The sequence below is a fragment of the Exiguobacterium sp. EF_C8 genome, from assembly GCF_054956715.1.
Genome location: NZ_CM143264.1, coordinates 62501 through 85000, shown reverse-complemented (window position 1 = coordinate 85000; position 22500 = coordinate 62501). Strand labels below are relative to the sequence as shown.

General features: G+C 49.4%; 14 protein-coding genes, 3 tRNA genes, 6 rRNA genes, 1 other RNA gene and 1 other annotated feature (1 of these 25 running past the window's edge). Of the genes, 3 read left to right on the top strand and 21 right to left on the bottom strand.

What is annotated here, in order from left to right; translation table 11 throughout:
• Positions 1–71: 71 nt before the first annotated feature.
• The 9 genes from rrf (ACY2IG_RS00420) to tadA all read right to left on the bottom strand — a co-directional run bounded on the left by rrf (ACY2IG_RS00420) (position 72) and on the right by tadA (position 8985).
• Positions 72–187: ribosomal RNA gene (gene rrf, locus ACY2IG_RS00420) — 5S ribosomal RNA — on the bottom strand.
• 46 nt (positions 188–233) lie between these two features.
• Positions 234–3147: ribosomal RNA gene (locus tag ACY2IG_RS00415) — 23S ribosomal RNA — on the bottom strand.
• 168 nt (positions 3148–3315) lie between these two features.
• A 16S ribosomal RNA gene (locus ACY2IG_RS00410) occupies positions 3316–4877 on the bottom strand.
• Together the 16S, 23S and 5S rRNA genes form the textbook arrangement of a ribosomal RNA operon.
• Positions 4878–5210: 333 nt before the next feature.
• On the bottom strand, positions 5211–5429 hold the full coding sequence (locus ACY2IG_RS00405; protein WP_050679042.1) for a YaaL family protein: 219 nt from the start codon (positions 5427–5429) through the stop codon (positions 5211–5213).
• On the bottom strand, positions 5426–6025 hold the full coding sequence (recR, locus tag ACY2IG_RS00400) for a recombination mediator RecR (protein ID WP_462618243.1): 600 nt from the start codon (positions 6023–6025) through the stop codon (positions 5426–5428). The genes ACY2IG_RS00405 and recR overlap by 4 nt, the downstream gene beginning before the upstream one ends.
• Before the next feature lie 18 nt (positions 6026–6043).
• Positions 6044–6364: a YbaB/EbfC family nucleoid-associated protein gene (locus ACY2IG_RS00395; protein WP_029343040.1), complete on the bottom strand. Its 321-nt coding sequence runs from the start codon at positions 6362–6364 to the stop codon at positions 6044–6046.
• Positions 6365–6382: 18 nt separating this feature from the next.
• A complete protein-coding gene (dnaX, locus tag ACY2IG_RS00390; protein ID WP_462618242.1) occupies positions 6383–8068 on the bottom strand; it encodes a DNA polymerase III subunit gamma/tau in 1686 nt (561 codons plus the stop codon).
• A gap of 95 nt (positions 8069–8163) precedes the next feature.
• Positions 8164–8430: signal recognition particle sRNA large type (ffs, locus tag ACY2IG_RS00385), an RNA gene on the bottom strand.
• A gap of 48 nt (positions 8431–8478) precedes the next feature.
• Positions 8479–8985, bottom strand: coding sequence for a tRNA adenosine(34) deaminase TadA (gene tadA, locus ACY2IG_RS00380; protein WP_035409909.1), 507 nt, complete (start codon positions 8983–8985; stop codon positions 8479–8481).
• Positions 8986–9093: 108 nt separating this feature from the next.
• Here tadA and ACY2IG_RS00375 point away from each other — a divergent pair, with 108 nt between their 5' ends.
• A complete protein-coding gene (locus tag ACY2IG_RS00375) occupies positions 9094–9723 on the top strand; it encodes a deoxynucleoside kinase (protein WP_035409906.1) in 630 nt (209 codons plus the stop codon).
• A complete protein-coding gene (locus ACY2IG_RS00370) occupies positions 9720–10397 on the top strand; it encodes a deoxynucleoside kinase (protein ID WP_023469877.1) in 678 nt (225 codons plus the stop codon). Before ACY2IG_RS00375 ends, ACY2IG_RS00370 begins: the two co-directional genes overlap by 4 nt.
• A gap of 72 nt (positions 10398–10469) precedes the next feature.
• On the opposite strand, the gene ACY2IG_RS00365 is transcribed toward ACY2IG_RS00370, so the two are convergent.
• The 8 genes from ACY2IG_RS00365 to pdxS all read right to left on the bottom strand — a co-directional run bounded on the left by ACY2IG_RS00365 (position 10470) and on the right by pdxS (position 15864).
• On the bottom strand, positions 10470–10934 hold the full coding sequence (locus ACY2IG_RS00365) for a DinB family protein (protein WP_035409903.1): 465 nt from the start codon (positions 10932–10934) through the stop codon (positions 10470–10472).
• A gap of 102 nt (positions 10935–11036) precedes the next feature.
• Positions 11037–11126, bottom strand: a tRNA-Ser gene (locus ACY2IG_RS00360).
• Between the two features lie 35 nt (positions 11127–11161).
• A tRNA-Ser gene (locus ACY2IG_RS00355) sits at positions 11162–11252 on the bottom strand.
• A gap of 39 nt (positions 11253–11291) precedes the next feature.
• Positions 11292–11382 (bottom strand) — tRNA-Ser (locus ACY2IG_RS00350).
• A 136-nt stretch (positions 11383–11518) separates the two neighbouring features.
• Entirely contained in the window at positions 11519–12796 is a 1278-nt protein-coding gene (gene serS / locus ACY2IG_RS00345; protein ID WP_035409899.1) for a serine--tRNA ligase, read from the bottom strand.
• Between the two features lie 61 nt (positions 12797–12857).
• Positions 12858–13065 (bottom strand) — a binding site (T-box leader).
• A 12-nt stretch (positions 13066–13077) separates the two neighbouring features.
• Positions 13078–14313, bottom strand: coding sequence for a D-alanyl-D-alanine carboxypeptidase family protein (locus tag ACY2IG_RS00340; protein ID WP_462618241.1), 1236 nt, complete (start codon positions 14311–14313; stop codon positions 13078–13080).
• Between the two features lie 91 nt (positions 14314–14404).
• Complete coding sequence (gene pdxT / locus ACY2IG_RS00335; RefSeq protein ID WP_056062024.1) at positions 14405–14983, bottom strand: pyridoxal 5'-phosphate synthase glutaminase subunit PdxT; 579 nt, start codon at positions 14981–14983, stop codon at positions 14405–14407.
• Positions 14977–15864: a pyridoxal 5'-phosphate synthase lyase subunit PdxS gene (gene pdxS / locus ACY2IG_RS00330; protein ID WP_462618240.1), complete on the bottom strand. Its 888-nt coding sequence runs from the start codon at positions 15862–15864 to the stop codon at positions 14977–14979. Before pdxS ends, pdxT begins: the two co-directional genes overlap by 7 nt.
• Before the next feature lie 116 nt (positions 15865–15980).
• Between pdxS and pdxR the strand changes: the two genes are divergently transcribed.
• A complete protein-coding gene (gene pdxR, locus ACY2IG_RS00325; protein ID WP_462618239.1) occupies positions 15981–17384 on the top strand; it encodes a MocR-like pyridoxine biosynthesis transcription factor PdxR in 1404 nt (467 codons plus the stop codon).
• 42 nt (positions 17385–17426) lie between these two features.
• Here the strand turns inward: pdxR and guaB are convergent, their stop codons facing one another.
• The 4 genes from guaB to ACY2IG_RS00305 all read right to left on the bottom strand — a co-directional run.
• Positions 17427–18893, bottom strand: coding sequence for an IMP dehydrogenase (guaB, locus tag ACY2IG_RS00320; protein WP_035409917.1), 1467 nt, complete (start codon positions 18891–18893; stop codon positions 17427–17429).
• A gap of 151 nt (positions 18894–19044) precedes the next feature.
• Positions 19045–19160: ribosomal RNA gene (gene rrf / locus ACY2IG_RS00315) — 5S ribosomal RNA — on the bottom strand.
• Positions 19161–19207: 47 nt separating this feature from the next.
• A 23S ribosomal RNA gene (locus ACY2IG_RS00310) occupies positions 19208–22121 on the bottom strand.
• A gap of 168 nt (positions 22122–22289) precedes the next feature.
• A 16S ribosomal RNA gene (locus ACY2IG_RS00305) occupies positions 22290–22500 on the bottom strand; it runs 1351 nt beyond the window's last position.

The following is a 22500-nucleotide window of genomic DNA, read 5'->3' as shown; positions in this document are numbered from 1 at the left end:
ATAAGGTGACGACTTCTATAATGATAAAACATCTATGTAAGTCTGTCAATTGTTTTATTAAAAAAACAAAAGCCTGGCAACGTCCTATCCTCACAGGGGGAAGCCCCCAACTACTTTCGGCGTTCAAGTGCTTAACTTCCGTGTTCGGCATGGGAACGGGTGTGACCACTTGGCTATCGTCACCAGACGACGGGCTCGCGCCCTCAAAACTGAAGTTATCAACAAGCATCTGCTAGAACAAGGCCTCGACCGATTAGTATCACTCAGCTCCACATGTCGCCATGCTTCCACCCGTGACCTATCTACCTCATCGTCTCTGAGGGGTCTTTCTTGATTACTCAAAGGGAAATCTCATCTTGGAGGGGGCTTCATGCTTAGATGCTTTCAGCATTTATCCCGTCCGCACGTAGCTACCCAGCGATGCTCCTGGCGGAACAACTGGTACACCAGCGGTGCGTCCATCCCGGTCCTCTCGTACTAAGGACAGCTCTCCTCAAATTTCCTGCGCCCACGACGGATAGGGACCGAACTGTCTCACGACGTTCTGAACCCAGCTCGCGTACCGCTTTAATGGGCGAACAGCCCAACCCTTGGGACCTACTCCAGCCCCAGGATGCGATGAGCCGACATCGAGGTGCCAAACCTCCCCGTCGATGTGGACTCTTGGGGGAGATCAGCCTGTTATCCCCAGGGTAGCTTTTATCCGTTGAGCGATGGCCCTTCCATGCGGAACCACCGGATCACTAAGCCCGACTTTCGTCCCTGCTCGACTTGTAGGTCTCGCAGTCAAGCTCCCTTCTGCCTTTGCGCTCTACGAATGATTTCCAACCATTCTGAGGGAACCTTTGGGCGCCTCCGTTACTGTTTAGGAGGCGACCGCCCCAGTCAAACTACCCGCCTGACACGGTCCTCCAGCCGGATCACGGCTGCGAGTTAGAGACTCTATGCATGAAGGGCGGTATCCCAAGGGTGACTCCTCCGAAGCTGGCGCTCCGGGCTCGACGTCTCCCGCCTATCCTGTACATCATGCACAAAGCCTCAATATCAGGCTGTAGTAAAGCTCCATGGGGTCTTTCCGTCCTGTCGCGGGTAACCTGCATCTTCACAGGTACTATGATTTCACCGGGTCTCTCGTTGAGACAGTGCCCAAATCGTTACGCCTTTCGTGCGGGTCGGAACTTACCCGACAAGGAATTTCGCTACCTTAGGACCGTTATAGTTACGGCCGCCGTTTACTGGGGCTTCGGTTCAAAGCTTCGCTTGCGCTAACCCATCCCCTTAACCTTCCAGCACCGGGCAGGCGTCAGCCCCTATACGTCATCTTGCGATTTAGCAGAGACCTGTGTTTTTGCTAAACAGTCGTTTGGGCCTATTCACTGCGGCTCTACTCATGTAGAGCGTCCCTTCTCCCGAAGTTACGGGACCATTTTGCCGAGTTCCTTAACGAGAGTTATCCCGCGCGTCTTAGAATTCTCATCTCGCCTACCTGTGTCGGTTTACGGTACTGGCGCCTTCCCCCTCACTAGAGGCTTTTCTTGGCAGTGTGAAATCGTGACCTACGTCCCTACGGGACTCCGCGTCGTTCCTTGACTGTGATGCCTGACGGATTTGCCAATCAGACGGTCTTGAAACTTGCACATGCACTTCCATCCGCATGCGTCACTATCCTCCTGCGTCCCCCCATTGTTCAAACGGTGGATCGGCGGTACAGGAATATCAACCTGTTATCCATCGCCTACGCCTTTCGGCCTCGGCTTAGGTCCAGACTAACCCTGAGCGGACGAGCCTTCCTCAGGAAACCTTGGGCTTTCGACGGAGGGGATTCTCACCCCTCTTTTCGCTACTCACACCGGCATTCTCACTTCCAAACGCTCCACTGCTCCTTCCGGTACAGCTTCACAGCGGTTTGGAACGCTCCCCTACCATTCCTTACGGAATCCGCAGCTTCGGTGGTATGTTTAGCCCCGTTACATTTTCGGCGCGGCGCCACTCGACTAGTGAGCTATTACGCACTCTTTGAATGGTGGCTGCTTCTAAGCCAACATCCTAGCTGTCTAGGCAGCGCCACATCCTTTTCCACTTAACATACACTTGGGGACCTTAGCTGGCGGTCTGGGCTGTTTCCCTCTTGACTACGGATCTTATCACTCGCAGTCTGACTCCCGAGTATAAGTTGCTGGCATTCGGAGTTTAACTGAATTCGGTAACCCTGTGGGGGCCCCTAGTCCAATCAGTGCTCTACCTCCAGAACTCTCAACCTCGAGGCTAGCCCTAAAGCTATTTCGGGGAGAACCAGCTATCTCCAGGTTCGATTGGCATTTCACCGCTACCCACACCTCATCCCCGCACTTTTCAACGTGCGTGGGTTCGGACCTCCAGTCAGTGTTACCTGACCTTCATCCTGGACATGGGTAGATCACCTGGTTTCGGGTCTACGACAACGCACTGAACGCCCTGTTCAGACTCGCTTTCGCTACGGCTCCGCCTCATCGGCTTAACCTCGCGCGTTATCGTAACTCGCCGGTTCATTCTACAAAAGGCACGCCATCACCCGTTAACGGGCTCTGACTACTTGTAGGCATACGGTTTCAGGATCTATTTCACTCCCCTTCCGGGGTGCTTTTCACCTTTCCCTCACGGTACTGGTTCACTATCGGTCACTAGGGAGTATTTAGCCTTGGGAGATGGTCCTCCCGGATTCCGACGGGGTTTCACGTGTCCCGCCGTACTCAGGATCCACTCTGGAGGGAAAACAGTTTCAGCTACAGGGCTGTCACCTTCTTCGGCCGACCTTTCCAGGTCCTTCACCTACTGTCTTCCTTTTTGACTCCGTATAGAGTGTCCTACAACCCCGAAAAGCATGCTCTCCGGTTTGGGCTGTTCCCGTTTCGCTCGCCGCTACTCAGGGAATCGCATTTGCTTTCTCTTCCTCCGGGTACTTAGATGTTTCAGTTCCCCGGGTCTGCCTCACGCTACACTATGTATTCATGTAACATGTCCCATCCCATTACGGATGGTGGGTTCCCCCATTCGGAAATCTTCGGATCAAAGCATACTTACTGCTCCCCGAAGCATATCGCTGTTCGTCGCGTCCTTCATCGGCTCCTAGTGCCAAGGCATCCACCGTACGCCCTTCATACCTTGATCTAGCGTTGGTATTCTAAGAACACACGTCTTAAATGACATGGTTAATTAAAAGTTTGATGTCTTGTTGATGTCTTCAGTTTTCAAGGTGCGAGTGTCTCTTGCGAGACGTGAGAGACGAGCTCTCAAAACTGAACGATGGGCATGTCCCGTAAGGGACGTTTTCCTTAGAAAGGAGGTGATCCAGCCGCACCTTCCGATACGGCTACCTTGTTACGACTTCACCCCAATCATCTACCCCACCTTCGACGGCTGGCTCCTTACGGTTACCTCACCGGCTTCGGGTGTTGCAAACTCTCGTGGTGTGACGGGCGGTGTGTACAAGACCCGGGAACGTATTCACCGCAGTATGCTGACCTGCGATTACTAGCGATTCCGACTTCATGCAGGCGAGTTGCAGCCTGCAATCCGAACTGGGAACGGCTTTATGGGATTGGCTCCACCTCGCGGTCTCGCTGCCCTTTGTACCGTCCATTGTAGCACGTGTGTAGCCCAACTCATAAGGGGCATGATGATTTGACGTCATCCCCACCTTCCTCCGGTTTGTCACCGGCAGTCTCCCTAGAGTGCCCAACTGAATGCTGGCAACTAAGGATAGGGGTTGCGCTCGTTGCGGGACTTAACCCAACATCTCACGACACGAGCTGACGACAACCATGCACCACCTGTCACCATTGTCCCCGAAGGGAAAACTTGATCTCTCAAGCGGTCAATGGGATGTCAAGAGTTGGTAAGGTTCTTCGCGTTGCTTCGAATTAAACCACATGCTCCACCGCTTGTGCGGGTCCCCGTCAATTCCTTTGAGTTTCAGCCTTGCGGCCGTACTCCCCAGGCGGAGTGCTTAATGCGTTAGCTTCAGCACTGAGGGGCGGAAACCCCCCAACACCTAGCACTCATCGTTTACGGCGTGGACTACCAGGGTATCTAATCCTGTTTGCTCCCCACGCTTTCGCGCCTCAGCGTCAGTTACAGACCAAAGAGTCGCCTTCGCCACTGGTGTTCCTCCACATCTCTACGCATTTCACCGCTACACGTGGAATTCCACTCTTCTCTTCTGTACTCAAGCCTTCCAGTTTCCAATGGCCCTCCCCGGTTGAGCCGGGGGCTTTCACATCAGACTTAAAAGGCCGCCTGCGCGCGCTTTACGCCCAATAATTCCGGACAACGCTTGCCACCTACGTATTACCGCGGCTGCTGGCACGTAGTTAGCCGTGGCTTTCTCGTAAGGTACCGTCAAGGTACGAGCATTCCCTCTCGTACGTGTTCTTCCCTTACAACAGAGTTTTACGATCCGAAAACCTTCATCACTCACGCGGCGTTGCTCCATCAGACTTTCGTCCATTGTGGAAGATTCCCTACTGCTGCCTCCCGTAGGAGTCTGGGCCGTGTCTCAGTCCCAGTGTGGCCGATCACCCTCTCAGGTCGGCTATGCATCGTCGCCTTGGTGGGCCGTTACCCCACCAACTAGCTAATGCACCGCAAGGCCATCTCAAGGTGACGCCGAAGCGCCTTTCATCAGCGGACCATGCGGTCCGTTGAACTATCCGGTATTAGCTCCGATTTCTCGGAGTTATCCCAATCCTTGAGGCAGGTTCCTTACGTGTTACTCACCCGTCCGCCGCTCATTCCACTGCCTTCCCTCCGAAGAGTTCCGTCAGCTTCCTGCGCTCGACTTGCATGTATTAGGCACGCCGCCAGCGTTCGTCCTGAGCCAGGATCAAACTCTCCATGAAGTGTTTGACTTGCTCGTTGTTGTGACCGGAGTCACGATTGACGAAGCTTGCGCTTCATTCGTTTTTGTATTCCGTAGAATACGATTTTTGCCTCATCGTTCAGTTTTCAAAGTTCGTCCGCGCCTGTTTTGGCGACTCAATTAGAATACCAAGTATGAAACAAGAAGTCAACAACTTTTTTGAAATTGTTTTTTACTTGTTTGCCGTAAGCGCTCGTCCTCTTAAGGACATGAATTAATATATCACGATAATTAGATAGGCGCAACTACTTTATTAAAATAACTTATAGTTTTTTTAGAGCATGTAAAAACCGCAGACAAGAATGGCTGCGGTTTACTTCATCATCAATGAGACGCGTCTTCTTTTTGCTTCGCTTATATAGAAGAAATACAGTGATTCCGCTAACTTCATTTGTGCTTCTAAATCACCATAGTCATCATAGCTGATTTCTAAGAGATGACGCTTCATCAAATAATCTTCTTTTGCTTTTGCTAATTCTTCTAACAAACGCTCGTCGTACTCACTGCGAATCTTCTTTCGAAACCAACTCATAGTTCGCGACGTCCCTCCATTGCACGAGATAACGTCACTTCATCTGCGTATTCAAGATCTCCACCAACCGGAAGACCATGGGCAATCCGAGTGATCCGAATACCCGTCGGTTTTAAGAGACGCGATAGATACATCGCTGTCGCTTCTCCTTCGATGTTCGGATTGGTTGCTAAGATGACTTCCGTAATCGCTTCGTCCGCTTGAAGGCGTGTCAGCAGACTAGATACATTGATATCCTCTGGACCGACCCCTTCCATTGGACTGATCGCTCCATGTAAGACGTGATATAACCCTTGGTAATCTCGCATCTTTTCCATTGCAATGACATCCCTTGAATCTTGGACGACACAGACGATCGTACGGTTTCGGTGTTTATCTGTACATACATAACAAGGATCTTGATCCGTGATATTCCCGCAGACGCTACAGTAGGCAATATCGCGCTTCGCACTGACCAATGCCTTTCCGAACATCAAGACATCGTCTTCTTCCATATCAAGGACATGAAACGCTAGACGAACTGCTGTCTTCGGACCAATCCCCGGTAGTTTTGTAAAACTTTCGATCAAACGACTAATCGCTTCAGGATATTGCAAGTGGTTTCCTCCTACGAATTAAAACATTCCCGGCAGATTCATACCTTGTGTGAATTTCCCCATTTTACTTGAGACGAGTTCATCGACTTTCTTCAAAGCATCGTTCGTTGCAGCTAAGACGAGATCTTGAATCATTTCAACGTCATCTGGATCAACGACTTCTTCTTTAATGATGACATCTACGATATTTTTATGACCATCGGCGACGACTGAGACCATTTCTCCTCCTGCTGTACCTGTCACTGTCAAATCTTTTAATTCTTCTTGTGCTTTCGCCATATCCTTTTGCATTTTCTGCATCTGTTTCATCATATTATTCATGTTTCCCATTCCGCGCATCTGTATTCCTCCTCGAATTTAATCTTCGAACTCTACGATATCACCAAAACGACCAAGCGTCTCGGACAATAACTGATCGCTCTCCGATTCTTGTTTTGTTTCCTTCTCTTCTATACTACTACTATTTCGCTTAGCAACAAACTCTGCCTTCAGTTCATGCCAATCGTTTGAGAGAATCGCTAAAATTTCGCGTTTGACGCCGCATATTTCATATAATGCTTCCTCAATCACGAAACGTGTTCGTTCATTGGTCATGACTTGCTCGAAATGCCATCCCTTACCGTCATCGAATTCGATCAATAGCGTATCCGCAGAGCAGAGAACCGGTTTACTTTCATGAAGCAACGAGTAGATTGGTCCATCTTCTTTTAGAATCCACTTTAGGATATGATCCCAGCGTTCCTGAATCTCACGCAACTGGGCTTTTTCTGCTCGTTCTAGCATTTGGCGAATCCGCTCTTTGGCGATTCGAACGGTTGGTCGTCCTTGTTTCCGCTTCGGCTGCGCTTGTGGTGCAGCCGCTTCTTGAGCTGGAACACCATTCGACTTCCACTGATGCATCTGCTCCTTCATTTCGCGGACTTCCTGCTGCAACGCTTGGACGATCTGCCCCGTCGTTCTTCCTTGTTCCGCGATTTGAATGAAGGCAATCTCAACGAGGACCCGCGGATGATTCGTTAATCGCATTTGTTGTTGGCAGTCATGTAACTGATCAACGATCGTAAAGCATGTCTCTGCTTCAATCGATTCAACGAATTGTTTGAACTCATCCGTCGGGCGAGCACGCTCTAGCAAGTCGACAGCTGTAGGAGAGGCTTTCAATAATAAGGTGTCTCGGTAAAAGAAGACAAGATCCTCAACGAAACGTTTTAAATCTTTTCCCGCTCGTTGCATCGTCTCAAGCGTCTGTAACAACTGGTCGACTTGATGTTCATGCAAGGCACGGGCAATGTTTAGTAATGCTTCATCTTCTACTGCCCCTGTTACTTCAAGAACAGCAGCATCGTTCAAATCACTGTTTGAAAAAGCAACCGCTTGGTCGAGTAGACTCAATGCATCACGCATGCCACCATCCGCTGCACGGGCAATCAATCGTAAGGCCGTATCCGAATACTCGATCGATTGATCTTTTAAGATATATTGCATCCGTTCTACAAGTTGATCGACTTCATGCCGCTTTACATCGAAACGTTGGCAGCGGGAGATGATCGTCGCTGGGATTTTATGTGGTTCGGTCGTTGCTAAGATGAAGATGGCGTGTGCCGGCGGTTCTTCTAGTGTTTTAAGCAGTGCATTAAAGGCGCCTGTCGACAACATGTGTACTTCATCAATGATATAGACTTTATAGGCTGCTTCTGAAGGGGGATATTTGACTTTATCCCGGATTTCCCGAATCTCATCTACGCCGTTATTGGAAGCGGCATCGATTTCGAAGACGTCTGGACTTGATCCTTCCGTGATCGCAAGACACGTGGGGCACGTATTACACGGTTCTTTGACCGGAGCATGCTCACAGTTGATCGCTTTAGCGATGATTTTGGCAAGACTCGTTTTTCCCGTTCCACGAGGACCCGAAAATAGATAGGCGTGGGACATGCGTCCCTCCATCAATGCATTTTGGATCGTACGGGTGATATGCGCTTGTCCAACGACTTCGTCGAAACGTTGCGGACGGTATACGCGGTATAGTGCTTGATAGGCCAAGTTTGCGCCTCCTCTTTTTAAGTTCCTCATTCTATTTTACCTAAAAAAGTCTACAACCGAAACCGGCTGTAGACTTGTCTTTAAAAATTAAACTGCCGCGCACCATATTCTGAAATATGTTCAACATGCGTTACTCACGCAGCCTGCTCAGTCCAAGCACCCCTGCAACACACAGAGAGCACCACTTAAGGCTGCTTCCTTCCGGACCTGACCTGGTTCATGGGTATCTGTTGCGCAGGACTCAAACGTCAACGCTACTTACGTGAGGCAGACCACACCAATCATATCCCTCGACATGGAATTCAGTCTCGCTATAGCGGATTGCGAGTGACAGGGAACCGCTACATCCCCACCTAGCACGGCAAATGGTTTATCGATTTTTAGTGGCACCTTGTTTCAGTGCTTTTTCATTATACTGTTTCATCTGGTGTGATGCAACCCATTGCCCGCTTTCGTGCTTTCTTTTTCGCACGTAGTTCCCGAAAGAACGTCGTTAGCATCTCCCCACACTCTTTTTCTAATATACCGCTCGTCAACTGTGAGACATGATTGAACCGATCGTCTTGCACCAAGTTCATCAGTGTTCCACAACATCCACCCTTCGGATCGACGGCACCAAAGATGACATGTTCGATCCGTGACAGCATGATGGCACCCGCGCACATCGGACACGGTTCGAGTGTCACGTAGAGCTCACACCCTTCAAGTCGCCAGTTCCCGAGCTTTCGGCAAGCTTCCTCAATCGCGATCAACTCGGCATGTGCCGTCGCCTGTTGATCCGTTTCCCGGTGATTGTAACCCGTCGCGATGACTTCATCGTCTTTGACAATGACACATCCAATCGGAACTTCTCCGATCTGTTCTGCCTTTTTTGCTTCTTCGATCGCAAGTCGCATATAGTGTTCCTGTCGTTCCATCGATGATACTCCTCACTCTAAAAAAATTCTCCTTTTGAAACTTCAGCAAGTCGTACTTCTTTGTGCTAAAATATAAATTGCACTTTGCTGAACGGAGGGTCATTGTATATGTTCATAACGGTTGAAGGACCGATTGGTGTAGGCAAAACATCACTTGCGAACGCCATCAGTCACCATTTCTCTTTTTCTATGTTACGCGAAATCGTCGAAGAAAATCCCTTTCTTGGAAAGTTCTATGAAGATATCGAAGAATGGAGCTTCCAGACGGAAATGTTCTTCTTGTGCAATCGCTTCAAACAACTCGATGATATCGAACGTCATTACCTCAGTAAACAACGCTCTGTCGTTGCTGATTACCATATCTTTAAAAACTTAATCTTTGCACACCGCTCTCTCAAGGTAGAGCACCTCGAGAAGTACCAACAAATCTATTCGATCCTGACGACGGACATGCCGAAACCGGATGCTGTCATCTACTTGAACGCAAGCATCGACACCTTGATGAAACGTGTTGCGCTACGCGGACGAGAAATCGAAGAAAATATGTCACGTGCTTATCTCGAACAATTGGCAGAGGATTACGAGACATTCGTCACGGAATATCAAGCCAAACATCCGGAAGTCAAAATCATCCGTTTCGACGGGGATGCACTCGACTTCGTCAAGCGACCGGAAGATCTCGAGTACGTCTTGACGACGATCCGGAACGAATTATATGAAGGAGCGAACCACGTATGAACTTGAAGCTACGCGAAAAATACAATATCCCGGCAGATGCCGTCATTACGATCGGCGGTATGGTTGGGATCGGTAAATCAACGATCACAAACGGATTGGCAGATGCCCTTGGTTTCCGGACGTCACTCGAAAAAGTCGATACGAATCCTTACTTGGATAAATTTTATCATGATTTCGAGCGCTGGAGCTTCCATCTCCAAATCTATTTCCTGGCTGAACGCTTCAAGGAGCAAAAACGGATTTTCCAATACGGTGGTGGTTTCATCCAAGACCGTTCAATCTATGAAGATACAGGAATCTTCGCTAAGATGCATTTCGAAAAAGGAACGATGTCTCCAACGGACTATGAAACGTATTCAAGTTTATTTGACGCGATGGTCATGACACCATTCTTCCCACACCCAGATCTTTTGATCTATCTCGAAGGTTCGTTCGAGCAAGTCCTTGAACGGATTCGTCTTCGCGGACGTGAGATGGAGCAACAGACTCCAATCGAATATTGGGAAGAGATGTATGAACGCTATACGAACTGGATCAACAACTTCACGATTTGCCCGGTACTCCGCTTGTCGATCGACGAATACGATTTACTGAACGAGCCAGAATCGATCGACCGGATTCTCGCGAAGATTGAAAAACAACTTGAAGTTGCGCGCATTGCCAATACACGATAAATGATCAGATCTGCCTCTTAGGCAGATCTTTTTTTGCGCAAAAAAGGAGACGCGTCTCGCATCTCCCTCCTATTAACCAATCACTTGATTGATCTGTTCCATATGGTGTAAATCATGTTGAGTCATCGCTCCGAGGAACTGACCAATCGTCAACTCTTTGTCTTTAATGACGACCTTGTCCTGCAGGCGATCTTCTGGAATCAATTCGACTGCACGGCGCAATAAGTCACGGCTGACTAAAAACTCATCAATCGTCAAGATCCGTTGTTGCTCACGGCTCATCTTCGCTGCTTCATCATTGACGGCTTGGCTATCCGGCGCAACACGGAATGGTTCACCCGCGAGCAAGTACGGAATACGCTCTGCGACCATGAAACGATCCCATGGTGATAAGTGACCAATGATCTCAGCAACCGTCCACTTACCTTCCGCATACGATGTCCGCCATGCTTCTTCTGAAATCTGTTCTAAGTCTTTTACATATGTCATCGTCATCGCATAATGCGAAAGCAACGATTCTTTTGTTTGTTCGTTCATTTCGTCCACCTCTTCTTCGTTTTTCACGTAGGCAACCATAGCATGCACGAAGAAATCGATGCAACAAAAAAGCACCTCAGAATTGAGATGCTTTATAAAAAGCGGAGTCGGTGGGATTCGAACCCACGCGAGCCTTGCGACCCCTAACGGATTTCGAGTCCGTCCCCTTCAGCCGGACTTGGGTACGACTCCATGATTATTATTATTTTTGGGTAAAAAAAAAGAAGTGGAGGAGGCGGTGGGATTCGAACCCACGCACGGCTTTCGCCGCCTGACGGTTTTCAAGACCGTTCTCTTAAACCACTTGAGTACGCCTCCAAGCTATAAAACGTGCATGTCGTTGTCAAAAAATAAAAATGGAGGAGGCGGTGGGATTCGAACCCACGCACGGCTTTCGCCGCCTGACGGTTTTCAAGACCGTTCTCTTAAACCACTTGAGTACGCCTCCGTACTTCTTACCAGATCATGATGACCTGTCTGTTTTCCTGACATTAATTATGATAGCATCTGCCTTTTAACGTGTAAAGACCTTTTCTAAAAAAACTTTTTAAAATACAGAAAGGGGGATTATTCCCCCTTCTGACTTAAGCTTGAATCACTTCAAGACCACCCATGTATGGACGAAGCACTTCTGGAATAACAACTGATCCATCCGCTTGCTGGTAGTTCTCTAAGATCGCAGCAACTGTCCGACCGACTGCAAGGGCAGAACCATTCAACGTGTGAACGAATTCTGGTTTCGCGTTCGCTTCGCGGCGGAAACGGATTTGCGCTCGGCGTGCTTGGAAATCTTCAAAGTTTGAACAAGAAGAGATTTCACGGTAGACGCCTTGACTCGGCATCCAGACTTCGATGTCGTATTTCTTCGCAGCCGTGAATCCAAGATCAGCTGTACACATGCTCAATACTTGATACGGCAGTTTCAGCTTTTTCAAGACTGTCTCTGCTTGTCCCGTTAACAATTCAAGTTGCTCGTAAGATTCTTCTGGTTTGACGAAACGAACGAGTTCAACTTTATTGAATTGGTGCTGACGGATCAAACCGCGCGTATCGCGTCCGGCAGAACCAGCTTCTGAACGGAAACATTGGCTGTATGCGGCATAGCCGATCGGTAACTGATCTGCAGTCAGGATTTCTTCGCGGTGCATGTTCGTCACTGGAACTTCTGCTGTCGGTACAAGGAAGTAGTTCGTCTCTTCAATCTTGAACGCATCCTCCTCGAATTTCGGCAGTTGTCCTGTTCCTGTCATTGAATCGCGGTTGACCATGAGTGGCGGCAAGATTTCTGTGTAGCCGTGCTGATCTTGATGGAGATCCATCATGAAGTTGATCAATGCCCGCTCAAGACGTGCCCCTGCCCCACGATAAAAGACAAACCGGCTACCTGTGACCTTTCCAGCACGCTCTACGTCAACGATCTTTAATTGCTCCATCAAATCCCAGTGCGGGACCGCTTCGAAATCAAACGCTGGTTTATCACCGACTTCACGGATGACGACATTGTCATCTTCAGAAGAACCGACCGGTACGCTGTCATGTGGAATGTTCGGAATACCGAGGAGAAGTTGATTCAATGTCGCTTCGACGTCACGTAATTCGTCGTCAAGCGTCTTGATCTCGTCCCCGACACTACGCATCGCAGCAATCGCTTCATCTGCATTCTCTTTATTGCGTTTCAGTTCAGCGATTTTTTTCGTCGCTTCATTTCGTTCTGCTTTCAACACTTCTGTCCGCGCAATCAGTTCTCGACGCTTCTCATCAAGTGCAAGGAAACGGTTCATGTCCGTCAAGTCCTCTCCTCGGTGCGCTAACTTTTCTTGAATGGCGTCAAAATCTTGGCGTAATCGTTTAATATCAATCATCTGCAATTCCTCCTTTATGTCATAAAAAAAGGCGACTCGTCTCTTTCCGGTATTCCTACCGAAAAGGGACGAATCACCTGGATCCGCGTTGCCACCCTCATTGCTAGACACATCTAGCCAACTTAAGACGCGATAACGGGCGTACCCGCACCTTGTTCGCAAGGTGTGCGATCCGGCTCGATTCAATCCATCGATCTGACTAGTTCACACCACCCACTAGCTCTCTTAACAGTATCGATACATCTACTTGGTCCGTTCATAGCATCTTTATGAGATTAGTCTTACTTTACACCATCGTCTTGGAAGTTGACAAGAGCCGATTGTTGAATCGCTTGTTCAATTTGCTTCGACCAAGCCGTCCAAGCGCGGACGAGGCGTGTCGGAACACTCGCAAGTGGAACGGCAGTTGCGCTATACAAATTCACACGCGGTGTTTCAAAACCTGGTAGATAGACCCCATCGTCCGCGACCTGTACCGTACCGACGACTTCTTGTTTCGTCACAGGAGCTGTTGTTTTTGAGAAGTCGAACCGTGGTTCCCGCGTCTTCGCTTGTTTTAAGACCGTGATGTATAACGAACCGTCCGTGACGACGTCTAACTGCCGGACGGTTGCCCCTTTAATCGGAAGAGCGTCTTTGATCCGTTCCCCTTTTCCGTAATACGTCAACGGCTCAAACGTCGCAAAACCATAGTCGAGTAGCTTTTTCGTTTCCTTGAAACGGGCTTGATCGGAATCCGTTCGCATGACGACCGTGACAAGTGTCATATTATCCCGCGTCGTTACGCTCGCGAAGCAGTAACCTGCTAAATCGGTCGTTCCTGTCTTCATCCCCCGCATGCCAGCATATGCGAATTTTTCCTTCGCCAGCATCTTATTCGAGTTATTCAAGACCTCTCCATCAAGTTTCATCTGTGTTTTATTCGTCACATCCAGTACATCCGGATAATCCTTGATGTAGCGGATGACGAGTAACGCGATATCCGTCGCTGTCATCAGATTTGTTCCAGGAAGCGTCGCATCGACAGCATCTAGACCAGAGGCATTCGCATACTCTGTATCATTCATCCCGAATAACTTCGCTGTCTCATTCATTTCTTCAACGAACGTCGCCTCTGAACCGGATACCGTTTCGGCTAGCAATACGGCTGCATCATTGGCTGATTTAATGAACGCCGCGTTATACATCTCACGAACCGTATACGTTTTTGCTTTAACGGGAACATGAGCGATGCCGGACGTGTTCGCAAGCTTCAACACTTTTGCACTCGGTTTGATTTTTTGATCCCACGTCAGCTTTTTTAATTCGATTTGTCGTCGAACGAGATAAAGCGTCATCAGCTTTGTCATCGAAGCCGGTGGTAGAGAAACATCCGCTTCCGATTGAAGGAGGATTTTTCCTGTGACCGCATCGGCCATTATGTAAGACTCTGCTTGAATCGAAGGTGCCGCTTGTCCAGTTGTAGGAAAACCTACGACCAGCAGGACACTTAAACAGAGTAGCAAGATTCGTTTCATCGTGTCTCTCCTTCACTCAATCATTCATTTTACAAATAGTGTAGCACAAAAGAAGCACCCGACAGTAGAACCTGTCAGATGCTTCCACGCTTTACGAACGGATCGATTGACGCTGTTTAATCTTTTGTAAAAAATACTGATGTAAGCGATCGTCCTCTGTCAATTCAGGATGAAACGAGCACGCGAGGTGAAGTGATGTCTCGACAGCGACGATTTGGTCTTCAACCTTCGCGATCACTCGTGTTCCTTCTCCGACAGATAGAATCAATGGCGCTCGAATGAAGACTGCCTCAATCGACTCCTCAATTCCTTCAACCGGTAGCAATCCTTCAAATGAATCGATTTGTCGACCGAAAGCATTCCGACGGACCGTCATCGAAATCGCGTTGAGATGACTCTGACCTGCTTCGACAGCGGTTGCGAGTAGAATCATTCCGGCACATGTTCCGAACATCGGTAACGTCGTCGCTTTTTCCCGAAGCGGTTCCAGCAAGGCATAACGCTCAATCAATCGACGCATCGCGGTCGATTCGCCGCCGGGTAAGACGAGTCCATCCAGTCTCTCGAGATCACTCGCATGTTTGACGAGAACGACCTCTACACCAAGACCTTCAAGTTGCTGTTGATGTTCGCGGACAGCACCTTGAACATCAAGAATACCGATTACCATCCGCGTGTCGCCATCCGTTCTTCAAACGGCATCGAAGTGACATCGATTCCCTTCATTGCTGTTCCGAGCCCTTTGGATAAAGAGGCAATCCGTCCAAAATCATCTTTATACGTAACCGCTTCAACAATCGCGCGAGCCACACGTTCTGGGTGTTCTGATTTAAAAATCCCCGATCCGACGAAGACACCATCTGCCCCTAAATGCATCATGAGAGCGGCATCAGCTGGTGTCGCAACTCCTCCGGCTGCAAAATTGACGACTGGTAGACGTCCCTGTGTCCGAATATCTCGTAATACTTCGTACGGAGCACCCCACTCTTTCGCAAATGTCATCAATTCATCTGGACTGACATGCAAAATCTGATTCAATTGCGCTTGAATTTGTCGCATATGGCGAACGGCTTCGACGACGTTCCCAGTTCCAGGCTCGCCTTTTGTCCGAATCATCGCCGCTCCTTCGGCAATCCGGCGAGCGGCTTCCCCAAGATCACGTACGCCACAGACGAACGGTACGGTGAACTCCGACTTCAGTAAATGATATTGCTCGTCTGCCGGAGTCAGTACCTCGCTCTCATCGATGAAATCGACCCCCATCAATTCAAGGACACGCGCTTCGACGATATGACCAATTCGGCATTTTGCCATGACGGGGATCGAGACTGCCCCAAGTACTTCTTCCGTGATCAACGGATCTGCCATCCGTGCCACACCTCCGTCACGACGAATATCCGACGGGACACGTTCGAGTGCCATGACTGCAACAGCTCCTGCTGCTTCCGCAATCTTTGCTTGTTCCGCATTGACGACATCCATGATGACGCCACCCTTTTGCATTTCAGCCATTCCACGTTTGACACGATCCGTTCCTTGTTGACGTTCCATATCCATTCCCCCTTGGTTGACTTTCACCCCTTTAGTATACGGAACGTTGACACTTTTAAAAGTATCAGTTTATGATGATTTCAACAGGTCAGTTTATTATGAAGGAGTCATACGAGATGGACATGCTATCATTTCAACTTACACGCGATCAAGAGAAACCTCTTTATGAACAACTTTATCAACAGATCCGAAACGAAATCATCGCCGGACGTTTAGCGTACGGCACAAAATTGCCTTCTAAACGAAAGCTCGGTCAATTCTTGAACTTAAGTCAAACGACGATTGAGCTTGCTTATCAACAACTTGTCGCAGAAGGTTATGTCGAATCCATCTCGCGTAAAGGGTATTTCGTTCTTGCCTATGAGGAACTTGCTTACGTCAAAACCTCACCCGTCATCGAACCGCGTGTGATTAAAGAAAAACCGGTCATCACGTATGACTTTCATCCAAGTAAGATTGAAGGGATCTCTTTCCCGTTCACCCGTTGGCGAAAGTATGCCAAAGACATCATAGATACCGATCACCATCCACTCGTCTCGCTCGGTCATCCGCAAGGCGATCTAACGTTGCGCGAAGAGATTGCGACTTATCTCTATCACTCACGTGGTGTCGTCTGTTCTCCGGAACAGATTGTCGTCGGTTCAGGTATCGAGCAACTGTTGCCCATCGTTCTTTTCTTACTAGGACGAAACGTCACGTACGGCATCGAAGATCCCGGTTATCATACGACACGCCTCTTGCTTGAAAATCATGAACGAATGATTGAACCGATTCGTGTCGATGCGAATGGATTACGCATCGATCAACTGCAGGAATCAAATGTTGATGTCATGTATGTCACACCGGCACATCAGTTTCCGTCCGGTAGCATCCTGTCCGTCAATCGAAGACACCAGTTGTTGAACTGGGCGGCGATGGATCCGACCCGTTTTATCATCGAAGACGACTACGATAGCGAATTCCGCTATAGCGGTAAATCGATCCCGTCTTTGCACAACATGGACAGCAATCGTGTCATTTATATGAGTACCTTCTCAAAATCGCTCATGCCTTCACTACGGATTGGTTATATGGTCTTACCGGAAGTCTTACGCGCACAGTATCAGGCCGAATTATCCCATTATACTTGTAGTGTCTCACGCTTTGATCAAACGATCTTGACACGTTTCATGAAAGAGGGCGACTTTGAACGACATCTCAATCGGATGCGTAAAGTCTATCGTCGTAAACTAGATGTGCTGATCCAATCGCTTCGCCGGATCCCTGCCTTACGGTTGACTGGCGAAAGTGCTGGACTCCATGTTGTCGTTTCCGTAGCGAACGGAATGACGGAGCAAGAGCTAGTAAAGCGGGCACAACAACAAGGCATCCAAGTATACGGTCTCTCTCAATACGCCCAGTTACCACTTCTCTCCAATACGCCTCAAATCGTTCTTGGATTTGCGAGTCTCTCTGAGCATGAGTTGACGGAAGGATTACAATTATTGATAGACGCATGGAATCTGCATAGATCATCATAAAAAAAGCCTCACCTTTCTGCTAGAGAAAGACGAGGCTTTTGTTTATTGACGTGTGTAGTTAGAGGCTTCTTTGGTAATTTGAATATCGTGCGGATGGCTTTCTTGCAAACCAGCGCCCGTCATACGGATGAACTGTGTCTCTTCACGCAATTCTTCTAACGTCGCAGCACCACAGTATCCCATACCTGAACGAATACCACCGACGAGTTGGTACACTGAGTCACCGAGTTTACCACGGTAAGCGACCCTTCCTTCGATTCCTTCTGGAACGAACTTCTTGTCTGCTTCTTGGAAGTAACGGTCTTGGCTACCGCGTTTCATCGATGCTTCAGAACCCATACCACGGTACGTCTTGAATTGACGTCCTTGATAGATTTCCATCTCACCTGGGCTCTCTTCTACTCCTGCAAGCAAGCTTCCGAGCATGACAGCGTGACCACCAGCAGCAAGTGCTTTCACGATATCTCCAGAGTACTTAATGCCACCGTCAGCGATAATCGAAACGCCGTGTTTACGTGCTTCTGTCGCACAATCGAAGACGGCTGTAATCTGTGGTACACCGACGCCTGCAACAACACGTGTCGTACAAATCGAACCAGGTCCGATACCGACTTTAATGACAGATGCGCCGGCTTCAATCAAATCGCGTGTTGCTTCTGCAGTCGCAACGTTGCCCGCAATGATTGGTAAGGTTGGATATTCTTCACGTAATTCACGTACCTTGACGAGAACACCTTCTGAGTGACCGTGAGCTGTATCGACGACGAGTGCATCAACACCTGCATCGACCAGGAACTTCGCACGTGTTGAAGCGTCTTTCGTCACACCGACAGCTGCTGCGACAAGTAAACGACCAAATTGATCTTTCGCAGCATGTGGATACTGTTCGACTTTTTCGATATCTTTTGTCGTGATTAATCCTTTTAACACACCGTTCTCATCAACGAGTGGTAACTTTTCGATGCGATGCTTGTGGAGAATCTGTTCTGCTTCTGCGAGGGACGTACCAACTTTTGCTGTCACGAGTTCTTCTGTTGTCATTACTGTTTCAATGACAGTCGAATAATCCTTAACGAAACGAAGATCACGGTTCGTCAAAATTCCTACTAATTTACGCTCTGTTTCGTTGTTAACGATCGGAACACCTGAGATGCGGTACTTACTCATCAAATACTCAGCATCGTAGACTTGACGCTCTGGCGTTAAATAGAACGGATTCGTGATGACACCATTTTCAGAACGTTTGACGCGATCGACATGTTCTGCTTGCTCTTCCATTGACATGTTCTTATGAATGACACCAAGACCACCTTGGCGTGCCATTGCGATTGCCATCGGAGCTTCTGTGACTGTATCCATCCCAGCACTGATCAACGGAATATTAAGTGTGATCCCTTCACATAGCGTGACAGATAAATCAACGTCGCGCGGTAAGACACTCGAACGACGGGGTACGAGTAAGACGTCATCAAACGTCAAACCCTCTTTAGCAAATTTGTTCTCCCACATGTTATCCACTCGCTTTCTCTTTTATAAAAGAATATTGATGTTATGGTAACAAGCAGAGGGTGTCATGTCAATGACTCGACCAATAATCAGAACAGTCTGAAGTTTCACATAACACAAAAAGACCGACCTGCAATCTGCAGATCGGTCAAGTGCCTGGCAACGTCCTATCCTCACAGGGGGAAGCCCCCAACTACTTTCGGCGTTCAAGTGCTTAACTTCCGTGTTCGGCATGGGAACGGGTGTGACCACTTGGCTATCGTCACCAGACGACGGGCTCGCGCCCTCAAAACTGAAGTCATCAACAATGCATCTGCTAGAACAAGGCCTCGACCGATTAGTATCACTCAGCTCCACATGTCGCCATGCTTCCACCCGTGACCTATCTACCTCATCGTCTCTGAGGGGTCTTTCTTGATTACTCAAAGGGAAATCTCATCTTGGAGGGGGCTTCATGCTTAGATGCTTTCAGCATTTATCCCGTCCGCACGTAGCTACCCAGCGATGCTCCTGGCGGAACAACTGGTACACCAGCGGTGCGTCCATCCCGGTCCTCTCGTACTAAGGACAGCTCTCCTCAAATTTCCTGCGCCCACGACGGATAGGGACCGAACTGTCTCACGACGTTCTGAACCCAGCTCGCGTACCGCTTTAATGGGCGAACAGCCCAACCCTTGGGACCTACTCCAGCCCCAGGATGCGATGAGCCGACATCGAGGTGCCAAACCTCCCCGTCGATGTGGACTCTTGGGGGAGATCAGCCTGTTATCCCCAGGGTAGCTTTTATCCGTTGAGCGATGGCCCTTCCATGCGGAACCACCGGATCACTAAGCCCGACTTTCGTCCCTGCTCGACTTGTAGGTCTCGCAGTCAAGCTCCCTTCTGCCTTTGCGCTCTACGAATGATTTCCAACCATTCTGAGGGAACCTTTGGGCGCCTCCGTTACTGTTTAGGAGGCGACCGCCCCAGTCAAACTACCCGCCTGACACGGTCCTCCAGCCGGATCACGGCTGCGAGTTAGAGACTCTATGCATGAAGGGCGGTATCCCAAGGGTGACTCCTCCGAAGCTGGCGCTCCGGGCTCGACGTCTCCCGCCTATCCTGTACATCATGCACAAAGCCTCAATATCAGGCTGTAGTAAAGCTCCATGGGGTCTTTCCGTCCTGTCGCGGGTAACCTGCATCTTCACAGGTACTATGATTTCACCGGGTCTCTCGTTGAGACAGTGCCCAAATCGTTACGCCTTTCGTGCGGGTCGGAACTTACCCGACAAGGAATTTCGCTACCTTAGGACCGTTATAGTTACGGCCGCCGTTTACTGGGGCTTCGGTTCAAAGCTTCGCTTGCGCTAACCCATCCCCTTAACCTTCCAGCACCGGGCAGGCGTCAGCCCCTATACGTCATCTTGCGATTTAGCAGAGACCTGTGTTTTTGCTAAACAGTCGTTTGGGCCTATTCACTGCGGCTCTACTCATGTAGAGCGTCCCTTCTCCCGAAGTTACGGGACCATTTTGCCGAGTTCCTTAACGAGAGTTATCCCGCGCGTCTTAGAATTCTCATCTCGCCTACCTGTGTCGGTTTACGGTACTGGCGCCTTCCCCCTCACTAGAGGCTTTTCTTGGCAGTGTGAAATCGTGACCTACGTCCCTACGGGACTCCGCGTCGTTCCTTGACTGTGATGCCTGACGGATTTGCCAATCAGACGGTCTTGAAACTTGCACATGCACTTCCATCCGCATGCGTCACTATCCTCCTGCGTCCCCCCATTGTTCAAACGGTGGATCGGCGGTACAGGAATATCAACCTGTTATCCATCGCCTACGCCTTTCGGCCTCGGCTTAGGTCCAGACTAACCCTGAGCGGACGAGCCTTCCTCAGGAAACCTTGGGCTTTCGACGGAGGGGATTCTCACCCCTCTTTTCGCTACTCACACCGGCATTCTCACTTCCAAACGCTCCACTGCTCCTTCCGGTACAGCTTCACAGCGGTTTGGAACGCTCCCCTACCATTCCTTACGGAATCCGCAGCTTCGGTGGTATGTTTAGCCCCGTTACATTTTCGGCGCGGCGCCACTCGACTAGTGAGCTATTACGCACTCTTTGAATGGTGGCTGCTTCTAAGCCAACATCCTAGCTGTCTAGGCAGCGCCACATCCTTTTCCACTTAACATACACTTGGGGACCTTAGCTGGCGGTCTGGGCTGTTTCCCTCTTGACTACGGATCTTATCACTCGCAGTCTGACTCCCGAGTATAAGTTGCTGGCATTCGGAGTTTAACTGAATTCGGTAACCCTGTGGGGGCCCCTAGTCCAATCAGTGCTCTACCTCCAGAACTCTCAACCTCGAGGCTAGCCCTAAAGCTATTTCGGGGAGAACCAGCTATCTCCAGGTTCGATTGGCATTTCACCGCTACCCACACCTCATCCCCGCACTTTTCAACGTGCGTGGGTTCGGACCTCCAGTCAGTGTTACCTGACCTTCATCCTGGACATGGGTAGATCACCTGGTTTCGGGTCTACGACAACGCACTGAACGCCCTGTTCAGACTCGCTTTCGCTACGGCTCCGCCTCATCGGCTTAACCTCGCGCGTTATCGTAACTCGCCGGTTCATTCTACAAAAGGCACGCCATCACCCGTTAACGGGCTCTGACTACTTGTAGGCATACGGTTTCAGGATCTATTTCACTCCCCTTCCGGGGTGCTTTTCACCTTTCCCTCACGGTACTGGTTCACTATCGGTCACTAGGGAGTATTTAGCCTTGGGAGATGGTCCTCCCGGATTCCGACGGGGTTTCACGTGTCCCGCCGTACTCAGGATCCACTCTGGAGGGAAAACAGTTTCAGCTACAGGGCTGTCACCTTCTTCGGCCGACCTTTCCAGGTCCTTCACCTACTGTCTTCCTTTTTGACTCCGTATAGAGTGTCCTACAACCCCGAAAAGCATGCTCTCCGGTTTGGGCTGTTCCCGTTTCGCTCGCCGCTACTCAGGGAATCGCATTTGCTTTCTCTTCCTCCGGGTACTTAGATGTTTCAGTTCCCCGGGTCTGCCTCACGTTACACTATGTATTCATGTAACATGTCCCATCCCATTACAGATGGTGGGTTCCCCCATTCGGAAATCTTCGGATCAAAGCATACTTACTGCTCCCCGAAGCATATCGCTGTTCGTCGCGTCCTTCATCGGCTCCTAGTGCCAAGGCATCCACCGTACGCCCTTCATACCTTGATCTAGCGTTGGTATTCTAAGAACACACGTCTTAAATGACATGGTTAATTAAAAGTTTGATGTCTTGTTGATGTCTTCAGTTTTCAAGGTGCGAGTGTCTCTTGCGAGACGTGAGAGACGAGCTCTCAAAACTGAACGATGGGCATGTCCCGTAAGGGACGTTTTCCTTAGAAAGGAGGTGATCCAGCCGCACCTTCCGATACGGCTACCTTGTTACGACTTCACCCCAATCATCTACCCCACCTTCGACGGCTGGCTCCTTACGGTTACCTCACCGGCTTCGGGTGTTGCAAACTCTCGTGGTGTGACGGGCGGTGTGTACAAGACCCGGGAACGTATTCACCGCAGTATGCTGACCTGCGATTACTAGCGATTCCGACTT